Source organism: Demequina sp. NBRC 110053 (genome assembly GCF_002090095.1).
In the GTDB taxonomy this organism is placed as follows: domain Bacteria; phylum Actinomycetota; class Actinomycetes; order Actinomycetales; family Demequinaceae; genus Demequina.
This window is the reverse complement of record NZ_BBRJ01000002.1, coordinates 1261781-1275943: the sequence shown is the minus strand read 5'-3', so window position 1 is coordinate 1275943 and position 14163 is coordinate 1261781. Positions and strand designations below refer to the sequence as shown.

Genomic DNA, 14163 nt, shown 5'->3' with positions numbered 1-14163 from the left:
CTCAGCCCGCGAGGTCCAGCTGCGACAGCACCGGAGAGGCGTCGCCGTCTCCCGTCGCGGTGAGAGTGAACTCGCCTGAAGCGACATCGAACTCGAGCCTCACCTCCGCACCGTCGGAGACCCACGAGAAGGTTCCCGACGACGCCGCCAACGCGCTGGAGAACGTCCCCTCGAACGCGGGGTGCGTGCGCCGCAGCCGCAGCGCCGTGAGCTGAGCCCTCACCAGGCGCGACGCGAGCGCGGTCTCGATCTCGCCCGGTGAGTAGTGGTGCCGGTTCACGTCCCGGCCCACGCCGGAGCGTGCGAGCAGCTCCATGTCATTCACGCCCGCGAGCAGTCCCGCGTAGTACACCTGCGGGACGCCCGGCATCATGAGCTGAATCAACCGCGCCAGCAGGTATCCTGCATCATCGCGCCCGAGCGCGTCGTAGAACGTGCAGTTCACCTGGTAGAGGTCGAGGTTGGAGGCGGCAGCGCCCGTCGCCATGCGGCTCGTGCCGCCGCTAGCGTCGTGGATGGACTCGACCAGCGCATCGATCTGATCCGGCGCGAGCAGCCCAGGCTCTCCAGGCGCGAGGTCGGACTCGCCCACGTCGACGATCCCGATCCCGTCGTGGGTGTCGAGGACGGTGAAGCAGTTCCGGGGGCGGATCCGCAACCACTGCGCCAAGGGGTCAAGGTCGCGAGCGTGGAGCGCGTGGAGTACGAGAGGTGGCAGCGCGAAGTCGTAGACGAAGTCGACGGTGCGCGCGATCGCGATCTGCTGAGTGTGGTGACCGTGCACCTCGAGCAGCACCTTCGCGCCGCGGTCGTGGGCGAGGGCAGAGACGCGATCGGTGTAGCGGGCCGCCGCATCCGTCATGAAGCAGTCCGTCCCCGCCTCCTTGCCGGTGTACCCCACGGCATCGAGGCGCAGCAGCGTCACTCCGGCGCCCGTCAGCGCGTCGATGACGCTGGTGAGGTACTCCCACGCCTCGTCGGAGCGCAGGTCGATGTCCACCTGCTCGGGCGTGAACGTGGTCCACACGAGGCGGCGCTCGCCGGCCCACTCCATGGGCGTGAACGGCAGGCCGGGCCGCGGCCGGTACACGCGCGCGAGATCCGCCTCGGTCGCGCCGTCGGGGAACACCGAGCCGAGGGTGAGGAACATGGGCGCCCACGGCGAGGCGGCGCCGCGCTCCAGGACGTCGCGATAGCGCTCCGAGCCCGCCGAGACGTGGTTGACGATGACGTCGCTCATGAGGGCATGGGACCGTGACAGCCGCGCCACGTCCTCCCACGTCCCCAGCCGCGGATCGACCGCCGCGTGGTCCTCAGGGTCGAAGCCCGCATCGGCGCCGTCGAAGGGGGTGAAGTACGGCAGGAGGTGCACGCCATCGAAGACGCCCTCGAGCGGGCCCGAGAGGAGCGCCTCGAGCCCCGTCAGAGTGCCGGCGAGTCGGTCGACGTAGGTGATGAGCTGCGGCCCGGGGGTCGGGGAAGGCGTCATGGTGGTCCTTGCGGTGGTCACAATCGGTCGAGGAGTCGTCGCAACCAGGCGACGCGCGGTCGCCGCGCGTCGCGCGACATGCGAGCCCACGGAGCGAGGACGTCGAAGGCGTGCGCGCCGCCTGGCCACACGTGCAGCTCGGCGTCGCCGCCCCTGGCCCAGATGCGTGAGGCGAAGTCGACGCACTCGTCGCGGAACGTCTCAGCGGAGCCGACGTCGATGAACACCGGAGGGAGGCCGCCGAGGTCCTCGGCGACGGCGGCCGATGCGTGGGCGGTCGGATCGGCTCCGGCCAGGTACGCCTCCCACGCTGTCGCGTTGGCGGTCGCGTCCCATGATCCGAGTCCGACCATCTGGCGGGCCGAGCACGAGTCGGAGCGGTGGTCGAGCATCGGGCACATGAGCAGGAGCCCGGCGGGTGCGGGCGCGGCCGCGTCGCGCAGGGCCAGGCCCGCCGATGCGGCCAGGCCGCCTCCAGCGGAGATGCCGACGAGCACCATGCGCTCGGGATCGAGCCGGTCCGGGCCATGGCCCGCGCGCAGCCAGCCCACGGCGGTGACGACGTCCTCGAGCGCAGCGGGGTACGGGTGCTCCGGCGCCAGGCGGTACTCCACCGACGCGACGGCGCAGCCCACCTCGTGCGCGAGTTCCGCCATGAGGTCCAGGTCGGCCTCGGCGGTGCCCGCGATGAGGCCCCCGCCGTGCAGGAACACCAGCACCGGGACCGGGCCATGGCCGTGGGGCGGCGCCAGGATGACGAGCGGGACGTCGGGGTGCCCGTCGGCACCGGGAGCGACGACGTCGACACGGTCGAAGCCCCAGTGCGTGGTGGGAGCCAGCGAGGCGACGTCGCCCCCCAGCGCACGCACTCGAGGGATGTCCTCCCTCGACATGGACGTCACGACGATGTCCCGGCGGCGCTCGAGCGCCCTCTCGATCTCAGCGTCGAACGGCGGCGGGGTCGGCATGTCGGTCATCCCTTCACCGCGCCCTGGAGCAGCGCGGCCACGAACTGGCGTTGGAACACGAGGAAGACGACGAGGACGGGAGTGAGGATCAGCAGCGAGCCGGCGCATAGCAACGGGATGTCCGTTCCCCACTGGCCCTGGAAGGCGCCCAGCGCGCCGGCCATGGTGCGCTTGGTCGGATCGTCCACCAGCACGATCGCGAGCAGGAACTGGTTCCACGTCCACAAAAACAGCAGGATCGCGAGGGAGGCGATCGCCGGCCGCGACAGGGGGACGTGCACGCGCCAGAACAGCTGCCAGGTGCTCGCGCCGTCGACCTTCGCCGCCTCGGTGAGGTCGTGCGGCATGTTGACGAAGTGCGCTCGCATCCACATCACCGCGAAGGGCATGAACAGCCCGATGAGAGGGAGGATGATCGCCAATTGGGTGTTGAGGAAGCCGTAGTCGCGGATCTGGTAGTACAGCGGCACGATGATGCCCTCGAAGGGCAGGGTGAGCCCGAGGATGAACACCACGAACAGGGTGCGCCTGAACGGCACCTGGAGATGTCCGAGAGCGAAGCCTGCGAGGGTCGCGACGAGCAGCGATATCGGCACGACGCCCAGTTCGATCAGCAGGCTCGAGGTGAGCATCGTCGACATGTTCGCGGACTCGAAGGCGAGGATGAAGTTGTCCCAGTGGTACTCCTCCGGCAGCGAGATGCCGTCCGGATAGGTGCCCGGCGGGTGCAGGGCTGTCACGAACAGCGTCACGAACGGCACGAGCGTGATGAGCATGACGAAGATGAGGATCGCGCGGCCGAGCAGGAGCTCGCGCTTGGAAGGGCTCATGAGGTGCTCTCCGTCCGCGTCAGGCGGTTGAGGGGCAGCACCACGATGAGCACGAGCGCCGTCAGCGCGACCGCGAGCGCGGAGGCCTGCCCGATCTCCCGCGAGAAGAACGCGAGGTAGTAGATCTCCAGGCCCGGCACGAGCGTCGAGTTGCCCGGCCCGCCCTGGGTGGAGATGAAGATGATGTCGAAGCTGCGCAGGGCGCTGATCACCGTGATGATGATCGCGACGCCGAGCTCCTGACGCACCGCCGGCAGGGTCACGGAGACGAACTCCCGGATCGCGCCCGCGCCGTCGAGGCGAGCCGCCTCGTACAGCGCCGGGTCGATCTTGGTCATGCCGGCGAGCATCAGCAGCATGCACAGGCCCACGTTGACCCACGCGCCGATCACGCCGACGGCCGGAAGGGCCGTGTCGAAGTCGCCGAGCCACGCGCGGGTGACTCCGTCGAGACCCACCAGCGCGAGCCCCTGGTTGAGCACGCCGTTCGTGGCCATGATCCAGGTCCACATGATGCCCGCCGCGACCAGCGGGATGACCTGCGGGAGGAACAGCACGGTGCGCGATGCGAGCGCGAGCTTGCTGGACCCGAACTTGCGGATGATCGCCGCGGAGATCACGCCGAAGATGACCGGGATGATCGAGAAGTACAGGATCAGCTGGAAGGCGTTCACGATGGGCCCGATGAGCTCGGGATCCGTGAACAGCCGCACGTAGTTGTCCACGCCCACCCAGGTCGACGGGCCGATGCCGTCCCACTCGTAGAAGGAGTACTGCACGGTCGCGGCGAGGGGGCGCAGGACGAACACCGCGTAGAAGAACAGCGCCGGAGCCACGAGCGCGAGTCCGGGCAGTCCCGCTCGCAGGCGCCGCGCCCTGTCGGCGCGGCGCCTGCTGCGGATGTCGCCTGACGACTCCTCGGCGGGCACGGTGGTGCCGGTGGAGGTGCGCCAGGTGCTTGCCATGGTGGGGTCAGCCGCCGATCTGCTCGAGGTAGTCGGCCTGGACCGACTCCAGCATCCCGGCCGCGGTCTGCTCGCCCGCGACCATCTTCTGCAGGTTGGGCGTCCAGCTCTTGGCGTAGATCTCGCCCGTGGCGTTCGCGATGAAGTCCATCGAGCCGTTGTTCTCGCCCACCGTCGCGCCAGCCGCGAGCGTCTGCGCCGTCACCGAGCTCGGGTCGACCTCGGGCATGAAGGCGTCGACCGGGCCCATGGGGTGCGAGCCACCGACCTCGACCGTGATGGTGCGCGCGGTCTCATCCGTCGCGACCCAGTCCAGGAAGAACGCGGCGCAGTCAGGGTTGCCGGCGTTGGCGGAGATGCCGTAGGTCAGCGGGGCCGACATGGCGCCCAGCTGGCCACCCTCCTCGAGCGGGGGCATCAGGAAGAAACCGACCTCGCCCGGCATCTGGGTGTCGAGGTTGCCGGACTCCCAGTCGCCGTTGAAGATGAACACCGACTCGCCGCCGATGAAGCGGCTCATCATCTGGGAGTAGTCGATCGAGTTGATGTCCTCGGCGAAGTAGCCGGAGTCGATCCAACCGGCGAGGTGCTCGGCCGCCTGCAGGTTGGTGTCCGTGTCGATGGTTGCGCCGTCCTGGAGGTAGATCCAGGAGTTGATGTCGCTGGGAGGACCGTAAGACGCCATGAGGCCCTGCAGCGGGAAGGCGAGGCCGCCAGTGGCGCCGCCGTTGAACTGGTTGATCGGGGTGAGCCCGGCGTCCTTCGCGACCTGCAGGTACTCGTCGAACTCGGCGAGCGTGGCGGGCGGCTCCGTCATGCCGATCTGCTCCGCGAGCGCCTTGTTGTAGAACACACCGGTCATGGAGAAGTTGAGGCCCATGCCATAGAGGGGACCGTCACCGCGGCGACCCTCGACGTCGACCCGCAGCTGCTCGAGCTGGGACGACGGCCACTGGTCCCAGCCAAAGGCGGCTGCGTACTCGTCGAGGTCGAGCAGCAGGCCCTGGCTCGCGAGATCGGACATCTGCGGCAGGCGCATGATGTCGGTGTCCGAGTCGGCGAGCGTGCGCGGGGCGTTCTGGGTGATGACCGCGAACTGGTCCTCGCGGATGTCGAAGGTGACGTTCGGGTACTGGTTCTCGAACTCGGCCGCGAGCTCGGCGAAGATCGGGAATCCGGTCTCGACATACGCCTTGATGGTGGTGTCCTCGGCCGGGCACGAGACATCGCCGACGGGAGCGGCGGTCGCGCCGCCGGTGCTCGTCGCGTCGGGCTCGGCGGTGGGCTCGGCCTCGCCCCCCGGGGGAGAGCATGCGGCGAGAGCCAGCGCCCCGGCGAGTCCGAGTGCGACGGACGACACCACGCGCCGCCCGGCCGCCCTGTGGTTGACAGATGTCTGAGACATCGTTGTCCCCTTCCATTCGTTGTGCCGCCCGCACGGTGCGGGTCACGGTGCTAAAACGAACTAGCACGCGCTAGGTTGACGGATCCCCTGGGCCAATGTCAACTCACGGCGGGCCGCGGTGGCTAAATCGTTATTGTTGGCGCATGACATCCTTGGCACGTTCAACCAGCAGCAATCCCAAGGAGGTGACCGGATGGCGCGCAAGCGCGTGACGCTCGCGCAGGTCGCCGCCGAGGCCGAGGTCGCCGTGTCGACGGCGTCCCTCGTGCTGTCCGGCCGGGGGACCGACATGCGCATCTCCGAGAAGGCGCAGGCCCGCGTCCGCGACGCCGCCGCTCGGCTCGGCTATCGCCCGAACGCCGTGTCGGTCGGCTTGCGCAAGGGCAGCACCAGCACCCTCGCCTTCGTGTCGGACTCCGTCGCCTCATCTCGCCTCGCCGGCGAGATGATCAAGGGCGCCATCGAGGCCGCCCGCGATCGGGGATACATGGTGTTCGTCGGCGAGACGGGGGGAAATGTCACGCTCGAGCGCCAGCTCCTCGATGCGATGGTCGATCGCCAGGTGGACGGCATCATCCTCGCCTCGATGCTCACCCACGGCCGCTCGCTGCCGACGGGACTCGACTCGACACCGGCGGTCCTGCTCAACATCTCGATCGACGGCGACCCAGGCATCCCCGTGGTGGTGCCCGACGAGCTGCAGGCGGGCCGGGATGCCGCGACGGCCCTCGTGAGCGCCGGACTGACGGACATCCACCTCATCGGCGCCGGCCCCGGCCTGCGCGACGTCCGCACCATCTCCACCGCGGCTCACCTGCGACTCCAGGGCATCCTCGAGGTTCTGAGCGCGCATGGGCTGGCCCCTGCCTCGGGTCGGGCCATCAACCAGTGGCTTCCGCCGGAGGGCTTTCGCGCCGCGGACGCCATTCTCGCCTCCGGCACCCCGGAGGCGATCGTCTGCTTCAACGACCGCCTCGCGATGGGCGTCTACCAGGCGATCCAGAGCCGCGGGCTGAGCATCCCTGATGACGTCTCCGTGGTGTCCTTCGACGACTCCTCGATCGCCGCGTGGATGCGACCTGGACTCACCACCGTCGCCCTGCCGCACCGCGTGATGGGCAAGAGGGCGGCGGACCTCCTGGTCGACGCGATCGAGCACGATCGCGCACATCCGGACGAGCCGGGTCCGACGGGCGTGCACCTCGTTCCGATGCCGCTCCGCGAACGCGACTCGATCCGCGCGCGTCCCGGCCGCGACTGACGCAGCGGAGCCGCCGGACGCCGCTGGCGCGGCTGCGTCGCGGACGGCGGCATGTCGGCAGGGCGGCCGGAATGCGTGCACCCGGAGTCGTCGTTGACGGTAGTCGTGGCCGAGAGCCGGCCACCGCATCGGCCCTCTGGAGGATGCACCATGAGCGCACTGATCATCACCACCAACTACGGCGTCGAGCAGGACGAGCTGAAGAAGCCGCTCGAGGGGCTGCGCGAGGCCGGAGTGCCCGTCACCCTGGCGGCCGTCGAGGTCGCTCCCATCGAGTCCCTGGTGGGCGACAAGGATCCAGGCGAGACCTTCGAGCCCGACGCGCTGCTCGCAGACGTGGAGCTCGGAGACTACGACGTGCTCGTCATCCCTGGCGGCACCATCAACGCTGACAACCTTCGAACCGACAAGTCGGCAGTGTCGCTGGTTCAGCAGTTCGCGAAGGCCGGGCGCACCGTCGCCGCCATCTGCCACGGCCCCTGGCTGATCGCCGAGGCCGACATTGCCGGCGGCAAGACGCTGACGTCGTACCCCTCGCTCGCGACGGACCTGCGCAATGCAGGCGCCACGTGGGTGGACGAGGAGCTGAAGCGCTGCGAGGAGGAGGGATTCACCCTGATCAGCAGCCGCAACCCCGACGACCTCGACGCCTTCGTTCCCGCAGTCGTCGAGGCGGCGCGCTAGGCCGCTCGCGACGCTGCGGCTCGCCCAGCTCGCGCGTCGGCCCTCCGCGGACCGCCCGAGCAGGTGCTCAGTGGCCACTGTGGCCGGATTCGGCCGGACCGCAGGTAAGAGCCGAGGCACGCGAAAGGCCCCGCTCCGGAGATCCGGAGCGGGGCCTTCGTCACTCGTGCGCGAGGGGGGATTTGAACCCCCACGCCCTTTCGGACACTGGCACCTGAAGCCAGCGCGTCTGCCGTTCCGCCACTCGCGCGCGCCGAGCAACTTTAGCACGGGAGCGGCGCCCGTTACGATTCCACGTATGGGAGTCCTCGATCGGTTCGAGAAGGGCGTGGAGAACGTGATGCAAGGCGCGTTCGCCAAGACCTTCAAGTCAGGCGTCAAGCCGGTCGAGATCGCGAGCGCGGTCAGGCGCGAGTGCGATGCGCGCGCCGCCGCGGTGGACCGCAGCCGCACCGTCGCGCCCAACGAGTACTCCGTGTATCTCAGCCCCGCCGACCACGACAGCATCGAGCAGTGGGGCTCGGACGTGCTGGCCCACGAGCTCGAGGATGCCCTGCGCGACCACGCAGAGCGCCAGCGCTACTCGTTCGTAGGCGCCGTCAAGGTCGAGTTCGAGCTGGACGAGTCGCTGTCGACCGGCCGCCTGGCGGTCCGCAGCCGCTCCACCCGCGGCCCCGTCGCGCCCGTCACCAGCAAGGATCACAACTCCCGCTACCCGCTGCTCGACATCGACGGCGAGCGCTACTACCTCACGGGCCAGATGACCGTCGTGGGTCGCGGCTCGGAGGCGGACATCGTGGTCGACGACACGGGAGTGTCCCGCCAGCACTGCCGCTTCGAGGCCACCGACCAGGGCACCATCCTCACCGACCTGGGCTCCACCAACGGCACCCTCGTCGAGGGCCAGCGCGTCACCGAGGTCACGCTCGTCGACGGCAACGCCGTCCAGGTGGGCCGCACCACGATCATGTACTGGGATGGCCTCCCGGTGGACGAGGACCTGTAACCGCATGAGTGAGATCTCGATCACCCTGCTGCGGTTCGGGTTCCTGATACTCCTGTGGGCGCTCGTGCTCGCGGCCATCGCGGTACTGCGCGCGGACCTGTACGGCACCCGGGTCACCACGCGCGGCCGCGGGCGCGAGGCGCGGCGCTCGGACGCGCGCGGCGACAAGGTCGCCTCACCGTCGCGGTCGGCGACGGGCATCCGCACGGGATCCATCTCGACGCGCGACAAGACGGCCGCCCACCTCGCCGTCACGACAGGCAGCCTCAAGGGCACCACCATCCCGCTCGGCAGCGCTCCCATCCTGGTGGGCCGCTCCCCGACGTGCACGCTCGTCATCGACGACGACTACTGCTCCGCGAAGCACTGCCGGATCTTCCCGGAGGACGGCGGGTGGATGGTCGAGGACCTGGGCTCCACCAACGGGACGTTCCTCGACAACCAACGCGTGGACGACCCCATGCCGTTCAAGCGCGGCGACAAGCTTCGCCTGGGTGCCACGACCGTCGAGCTGAGGGGCTGACGTGTTCCTGGGCTTCCACTTCGCCGCGCGCTCCGACGTGGGCCTGATCAGGTCCAACAACCAGGATTCCGCATACGCCGGACCGCACCTGCTGGTAGTCGCGGACGGCATGGGCGGCGCCGCTGGCGGCGACATCGCCTCCTCCATCGCCGTGGGCAGGCTCGCGGCCCTCGACGGCGAGTCCCACGGCCCCGATGAGGCGCTCGACGAGCTCAAGGTCGCCATCGCCGATGCGCACTCCGACATCGTTGGCCGCGCGCAGAACGACCCCGAGCTGTCGGGCCTGGGCACCACGGTGACCGCGCTGCTGCGGGCCGGCTCGACCCTGTCGATGGCGCACATCGGCGACTCGCGCGCCTATCTGCTGCGCGACGGCGCGCTCGACCAGGTCACGACCGACCACTCGTTCGTGCAGCACCTGGTGGACACCGGCCGCATCAGCGCGGCCGACGCCGAGCACCATCCCAAGCGCTCGATGCTGCTGCGCGTCCTCGGAGACGTCGACACGGATGTGCCCGTCGACATCTCGGTGCGTGAGACGCGCCCCGGCGACCGGTGGATGCTGTGCTCCGACGGCCTGTCGGGTGTGGTCAGCCGTGACACCCTTCACGAGACGCTGCGCGAGGTCGAGGATCCCGGCGATTGCGCCGATGCGCTGGTCGCCCTGGCATTGGCAGGCGGGGCTCCCGACAACGTCACCTGCGTGGTCGCGGACGTGGTGGACATCGACACGTCACCCGACGGCGTGGGGCCGCCGACGAGCTCGCAGATCGTGGGCGCCGCGGCCCGCGACCGCAACCGCCCCTCCGCCGGCGGCTCGAGCGCCGCGGCGAAGGCGGCACGCCTGTCCGCCCCGGCCGAGGCCGACGACGACGAGGAGCCCTCCCGATGGGATCGGCTGTGGCCCCGGCTGCGCCCGTGGGTGCTGCCGCTGGTCGCCTTGCTCGTGGTCGCCGGCGGCGCGTGGGGCGCCTACGCGTGGACGCAGACTCAGTACTACGTGGGTGAGGCTGACGGCAACGTCGCCATCTACCGCGGCATCCCGCAGGAGCTGCCGATCGTCGACCTGCAGACCCTGATCGAGCGCACCGACATCCCGCTCGCAAGCCTCCCGCCCTACCAGCAGTCGCGCATCGAGGCGACCATCCGGGCGACCAGCCTGCAGGACGCGGACGGCGTGGTGGACGCGCTCGAGGCGGACGCCTAAGTGGCCACCGTCGCAGAGCTGCAGGTCCGCGCGGGCCGGCGGGCCGAGCTGGGGCTGCTCGCCGTGTCGTGGGCGATCATCGTGCTGGCACGCGCGCTCGTGGACTACCACGCGGACGTCCTGGTGCTCGCGGAGCTGGGCTGGTACGCCCTCGCCACGGGTGCGCTGATGGGCGGCGCCCACCTGCTGATGCGCCGATATGCGGCGAACGCTGACCCCGTCCTGCTGCCCGCGGTCTTCGCCCTCAACGGCGTGGGGCTCGCGATGATCCGCCGGCTCGACTTCGCCTACGCCCAGTACGAGGGCAGGGACACCTCCTTCGGCACCACCCAGATCGGATGGTCCATCGCGGGAGTCGCGCTCGCGATGTCCGTGATCTTCCTCCTGCGCGACCACCGCAAGCTGCGCCGCTTCACCTACACCGCCGGCATCGTGGGACTGGTCCTCTACCTGCTCCCGCTCGTGCCCGGGCTGGGCGTCGAGATCAACGGCGCGCGCATCTGGATCTCGGTCCTGGGCCGCTCTCTGCAGCCCGGCGAGTTCGCAAAGATCGCGATGGTGGTGTTCTTCGCGGGGTACCTGGTGACCAACCGCGACACGCTCACACTCGCCGGCCCCAAGTTCCTGGGACTGCGGTTCCCGCGGCCGCGCGACATGGGCCCGCTGCTCGTGGTGTGGGCGGCGGCGCTGCTGCTGATGGTCTACGAGCGCGACCTGGGGGCGTCGCTGCTGTTCTTCGGCATCTTCCTGGGCATGCTCTACGTCGCGACGCAGCGGATCAGCTGGGTGATCACCGGACTCGCGCTGTTCGCCTTCGGCGCCGTCGTGGCGGGCATCGTGTTCCCCCACGTCCGCGCGCGCTACGACGGGTGGCTGCACGCCCTCGACGCTGACGTCTACTCGTCCGGCACGTCCTATCAGCTCGTGGGCGGCATGTTCGGGATGGCCAGCGGCGGCCTGTTCGGCACCGGGCTGGGCGAGGGCCGCCCCGACCTGGTGCCCTACGCCGAGTCCGACTTCATCATCGCCTCCCTGGGCGAGGAGCTGGGGCTCACCGGGCTGATGGCGATCCTCGCGCTGTACCTGATCATCGTCCAGCGGGCATTCCGCATGTCGATCGGCGTCCGCGACGGGTTCGGCAAGCTGCTCGCCGCCGGCCTGGGCTTCGCCCTCGCGCTGCAGGTCTTCATCGTGGTGGGCGGCGTCACGCGGGTCATCCCCCTCACCGGCCTCACCACGCCATGGCTCGCCTACGGCGGCTCGAGCATGCTCGCCAACTGGATCGTGGTGGGACTCCTGCTGCGCATCTCGGACCAGGCCCGCCGCTCCGCGCAGGAGGTGGGTCCATGAACGAGCCCGCCCGTCGGCTCAGCGTGATCGTGCTGCTGCTGTTCCTCGCGCTCATGGGATCCGCGTCGTGGATCCAGGTCCTGGACGCCGAGGAGCTCAACCAGGATCCGCGCAACGTCCGCACCCTGTACCGCGAGTACGGCAACTTCCGCGGCCCCATCGTGGTCGATGGCGAGGCCGTCGTGTGGTCGGACCCCGTCGACGACCCGTTCAACTTCCAGCGCACCTACGCCGACGGCCCGCTGTATGCGTCGGCCACGGGCTTCTACTCGATCGTCTACGGACGGTCGGGTCTGGAGCAGTCGGAGAACGAGCTGCTCAGCGGGACGGCCGATGCGCTGTTCTGGACGCGTCTGGGGAACCTCTTCGCCGGAGAGCAGCAGCAAGGAGCGTCCGTCGAGACCACCCTCAACGGAACTCTGCAGCGGGTCGCGGCCGACCAGCTGGGCGACCGTCCGGGCGCCGTTGTCGCCCTGGAGCCGAGCACGGGCGAGATCCTCGCGATGGTCACGAGCCCCACCTACGACCCCGCCGTGCTCGCCAGCCATTCCACAGCAGAGGTGAACTCGGCCTACGAGGAGCTGGTCAACCAGGAGGACGGCCCGCTCGTCAACCGCGCGATCGCCGGCGACACCTACCCCCCAGGCTCGACCTTCAAGCTCGTGGTGTCCGCGGCCGCGCTCGAGTCCGGCTACACCCCCGAGACCGAGCTGTACGCGCCGGAGGAGCTCGAGCTGCCCGGCACGAGTGCGACCATCGGCAACTACCTGGGCGAGGTGTGCTCCCCCGACGACTACATGTCGCTCCAGGACGCCCTGCGGATCAGCTGCAACACGGCCTTCGCGGACCTCGGCATGTCGCTCGGCTGGGGCGTCCTCGAGCGCAAGGCCACGGACTTCGGATGGGGCGAGGAGCTCGACATCCCACTGCCCGTCACCGCATCGCGGCTTCCCGAGGACCCGAACGAGTCGCAGGTCGCGATGAGCTCGATCGGCCAGTACAACGTTCGCGCGACGCCCTTGCAGATGGCGATGGTCGCCGCCGCGATCGGCAACGACGGCACGCTCATGCGGCCCTACCTGGTCGACACCGTGCGCGCTCCCGACCTGCAGGTGGTGTCCACCACGGAGCCCGAGGTCATGCGGGAGTCCATGACGCGGGCGGACTCGGACGACCTCACGGACATGATGGTCGAGGTGGTGAACAACGGTTCCGGGCGCGGAGCGCAGATCGCCGGCGTCGAGGTCGCCGGCAAGACGGGCACCGCGGAGACGGGTCGCGACACCCCGCCGCACGCGTGGTTCGTGTCCTTCGCCCCGGCCGATGATCCTGCGATCGCGATCGCCGTCATCATCGAGGAGAGCGCGGGCCAGTCCGGGTCGACGGGCGGAACCATCGCGGCGCCCGTGGCGAAGGCGGTCATGGAGGAGGCGCTGCGCCTCGATGCGGAGGGGGACCTGTGAGCATCTCCTCCGGCACCACCCTCGGCGGCCGCTACGTGCTGACCAGCCTGCTCGCCGTGGGCGGCATGGGCGAGGTGTGGCGGGGCACCGACTCGGAGCTGGACCGACCCGTCGCGGTGAAGGTGCTCAAGGACGGCGCGGCCGCCAATGAGACCTTCCTCAAGCGCTTTCGCAACGAGGCGAAGAACGCGGCCGGGCTCGCCCACGAGAACATCGCTCAGGTCCTCGACTACGGCGACCAGGACGGCACCGCGTACCTGGTGATGGAGCTGGTCGAGGGCGAGCCGCTGTCGACCATCATCGAGCGCGAGCGCACGCTGGCGGAGGATCGACTGGTGCGCATCATGGCGGGCACCGCGCGCGGCCTGGCAGCCGCCCACGCTGCCGGCGTCATGCATCGCGACATCAAGCCAGGCAACCTGCTGATCGCCGAGGGCGACGTGGTGCGGATCACCGACTTCGGCGTCTCGCGCAGCACGGACCAGACCACCCTCACGCAGACGGGGATGGTGATGGGCACCGCGCAGTACCTGGCCCCCGAGCTCGCGCTCGGCAAGCCCGCGACCCCGGCGTCCGACCTCTACGCCTTGGGCATCATCGCGTTCGAGTCCGTCAACGGCAAGCGGCCGTTCACCGCGGCGACGGCCGTCGACATCGCCATCGCGCACGTGAACGACCCGGTGCCGCCGCTGCCCGGCACGGTGTCTCCCGACCTCGCGCGCCTCATCGGTGACCTGCTCGAGAAGAACCCCAAGAAGCGGCCGCGCACGGCGGCGGACCTGCTCGCTCGGCTCGACTCGCTCACGCTGCGCGAGCCCGGCGCCACCCCACCCCCTCCGACCGCGCCATCGAACGACAGCCCAGCGAGCGCATCGGCGCCATCCGACGGCGCCCGCACCCGCGGCCGCGGCGGGCGCACCATGCCGCCGAGCATCGCGCCACGCGAGTATCGCCCACGCCCCGACGGCCCGCCTCGCGAGCGCTCGGGGCGATCAGTGGGACAATGACCACC

The 14163-nt window shown here is 69.9% G+C and carries 13 protein-coding genes and 1 tRNA gene; 8 read left to right on the top strand and 6 right to left on the bottom strand.

Translation table 11 applies throughout. The features are described from left to right. Position 1 precedes the first annotated feature (1 nt). The 5 genes from gtfA to B7K22_RS06025 are packed head-to-tail and all read right to left on the bottom strand — an operon-like array spanning position 2 to position 5657. Positions 2–1489: a sucrose phosphorylase gene (gene gtfA / locus B7K22_RS06045; protein ID WP_084039060.1), complete on the bottom strand. Its 1488-nt coding sequence runs from the start codon at positions 1487–1489 to the stop codon at positions 2–4. Between the two features lie 17 nt (positions 1490–1506). Next, positions 1507–2457: an alpha/beta hydrolase gene (locus B7K22_RS06040; protein WP_234983332.1), complete on the bottom strand. Its 951-nt coding sequence runs from the start codon at positions 2455–2457 to the stop codon at positions 1507–1509. Positions 2458–2462: 5 nt separating this feature from the next. Then, entirely contained in the window at positions 2463–3287 is an 825-nt protein-coding gene (locus tag B7K22_RS06035) for a carbohydrate ABC transporter permease (protein ID WP_084039058.1), read from the bottom strand. Beyond that, positions 3284–4252, bottom strand: a complete 969-nt coding sequence (locus tag B7K22_RS06030; protein WP_084039057.1) for a carbohydrate ABC transporter permease — start codon at positions 4250–4252, stop codon at positions 3284–3286. The genes B7K22_RS06035 and B7K22_RS06030 overlap by 4 nt, the downstream gene beginning before the upstream one ends. 7 nt (positions 4253–4259) lie before the next feature. Continuing rightward, positions 4260–5657, bottom strand: coding sequence for an ABC transporter substrate-binding protein (locus B7K22_RS06025; RefSeq protein ID WP_084039056.1), 1398 nt, complete (start codon positions 5655–5657; stop codon positions 4260–4262). Between the two features lie 193 nt (positions 5658–5850). On the opposite strand from B7K22_RS06025, the gene B7K22_RS06020 reads away from it, so the two are divergent. Continuing rightward, positions 5851–6918 (top strand): LacI family DNA-binding transcriptional regulator, encoded by a 1068-nt coding sequence (locus tag B7K22_RS06020; protein ID WP_144276262.1) that lies wholly within the window; start codon positions 5851–5853, stop codon positions 6916–6918. 150 nt (positions 6919–7068) lie between these two features. Continuing rightward, the gene (locus tag B7K22_RS06015) at positions 7069–7602 is read left to right on the top strand and encodes a type 1 glutamine amidotransferase domain-containing protein (protein WP_084039055.1); all 534 of its coding nucleotides are present in this window, start codon (positions 7069–7071) and stop codon (positions 7600–7602) included. Between the two features lie 167 nt (positions 7603–7769). Here the strand turns inward: B7K22_RS06015 and B7K22_RS06010 are convergent. Further along, positions 7770–7852, bottom strand: a tRNA-Leu gene (locus tag B7K22_RS06010). Between the two features lie 48 nt (positions 7853–7900). Between B7K22_RS06010 and B7K22_RS06005 the strand changes: the two genes are divergently transcribed. Genes B7K22_RS06005 through B7K22_RS05980 form a run of 6 tightly spaced genes read left to right on the top strand, consistent with a single transcriptional unit; the run spans position 7901 to position 14158 of the window. Beyond that, complete coding sequence (locus B7K22_RS06005; protein WP_084039054.1) at positions 7901–8608, top strand: DUF3662 and FHA domain-containing protein; 708 nt, start codon at positions 7901–7903, stop codon at positions 8606–8608. A 4-nt stretch (positions 8609–8612) separates the two neighbouring features. After that, positions 8613–9131, top strand: coding sequence for an FHA domain-containing protein (locus B7K22_RS06000; RefSeq protein ID WP_084039053.1), 519 nt, complete (start codon positions 8613–8615; stop codon positions 9129–9131). Position 9132: 1 nt separating this feature from the next. Continuing rightward, positions 9133–10338 carry a PP2C family serine/threonine-protein phosphatase gene (locus B7K22_RS05995; protein WP_084039052.1) on the top strand — a complete coding sequence of 402 codons (1206 nt, stop codon included), beginning with the start codon at positions 9133–9135 and terminating at the stop codon, positions 10336–10338. Further along, the gene (locus tag B7K22_RS05990) at positions 10339–11688 is read left to right on the top strand and encodes an FtsW/RodA/SpoVE family cell cycle protein (RefSeq protein ID WP_084039051.1); all 1350 of its coding nucleotides are present in this window, start codon (positions 10339–10341) and stop codon (positions 11686–11688) included. Then, positions 11685–13151 carry a penicillin-binding protein 2 gene (locus tag B7K22_RS05985; RefSeq protein ID WP_084039050.1) on the top strand — a complete coding sequence of 489 codons (1467 nt, stop codon included), beginning with the start codon at positions 11685–11687 and terminating at the stop codon, positions 13149–13151. Before B7K22_RS05990 ends, B7K22_RS05985 begins: the two co-directional genes overlap by 4 nt. Then, a complete protein-coding gene (locus B7K22_RS05980; protein ID WP_144276261.1) occupies positions 13148–14158 on the top strand; it encodes a serine/threonine-protein kinase in 1011 nt (336 codons plus the stop codon). Before B7K22_RS05985 ends, B7K22_RS05980 begins: the two co-directional genes overlap by 4 nt. Positions 14159–14163 lie beyond the last annotated feature (5 nt).

Excerpts from the sequence above, each read along its gene's own strand:
- B7K22_RS06020 (WP_144276262.1), top strand. The coding sequence starts at position 5,851 with ATGGCGCGCAAGCGCGTGACGCTCGCGCAGGTCGCCGCCGAGGCCGAG.
- B7K22_RS06025 (WP_084039056.1), bottom strand. The coding sequence starts at position 5,657 with ATGTCTCAGACATCTGTCAACCACAGGGCGGCCGGGCGGCGCGTGGTG.
- B7K22_RS06015 (WP_084039055.1), top strand. The coding sequence starts at position 7,069 with ATGAGCGCACTGATCATCACCACCAACTACGGCGTCGAGCAGGACGAG.
- B7K22_RS06000 (WP_084039053.1), top strand. The coding sequence starts at position 8,613 with ATGAGTGAGATCTCGATCACCCTGCTGCGGTTCGGGTTCCTGATACTC.
- B7K22_RS06035 (WP_084039058.1), bottom strand. The coding sequence starts at position 3,287 with ATGAGCCCTTCCAAGCGCGAGCTCCTGCTCGGCCGCGCGATCCTCATC.
- B7K22_RS06005 (WP_084039054.1), top strand. The coding sequence starts at position 7,901 with ATGGGAGTCCTCGATCGGTTCGAGAAGGGCGTGGAGAACGTGATGCAA.
- B7K22_RS05985 (WP_084039050.1), top strand. The coding sequence starts at position 11,685 with ATGAACGAGCCCGCCCGTCGGCTCAGCGTGATCGTGCTGCTGCTGTTC.
- B7K22_RS06040 (WP_234983332.1), bottom strand. The coding sequence starts at position 2,457 with ATGCCGACCCCGCCGCCGTTCGACGCTGAGATCGAGAGGGCGCTCGAG.
- B7K22_RS06030 (WP_084039057.1), bottom strand. The coding sequence starts at position 4,252 with ATGGCAAGCACCTGGCGCACCTCCACCGGCACCACCGTGCCCGCCGAG.
- gtfA (WP_084039060.1), bottom strand. The coding sequence starts at position 1,489 with ATGACGCCTTCCCCGACCCCCGGGCCGCAGCTCATCACCTACGTCGAC.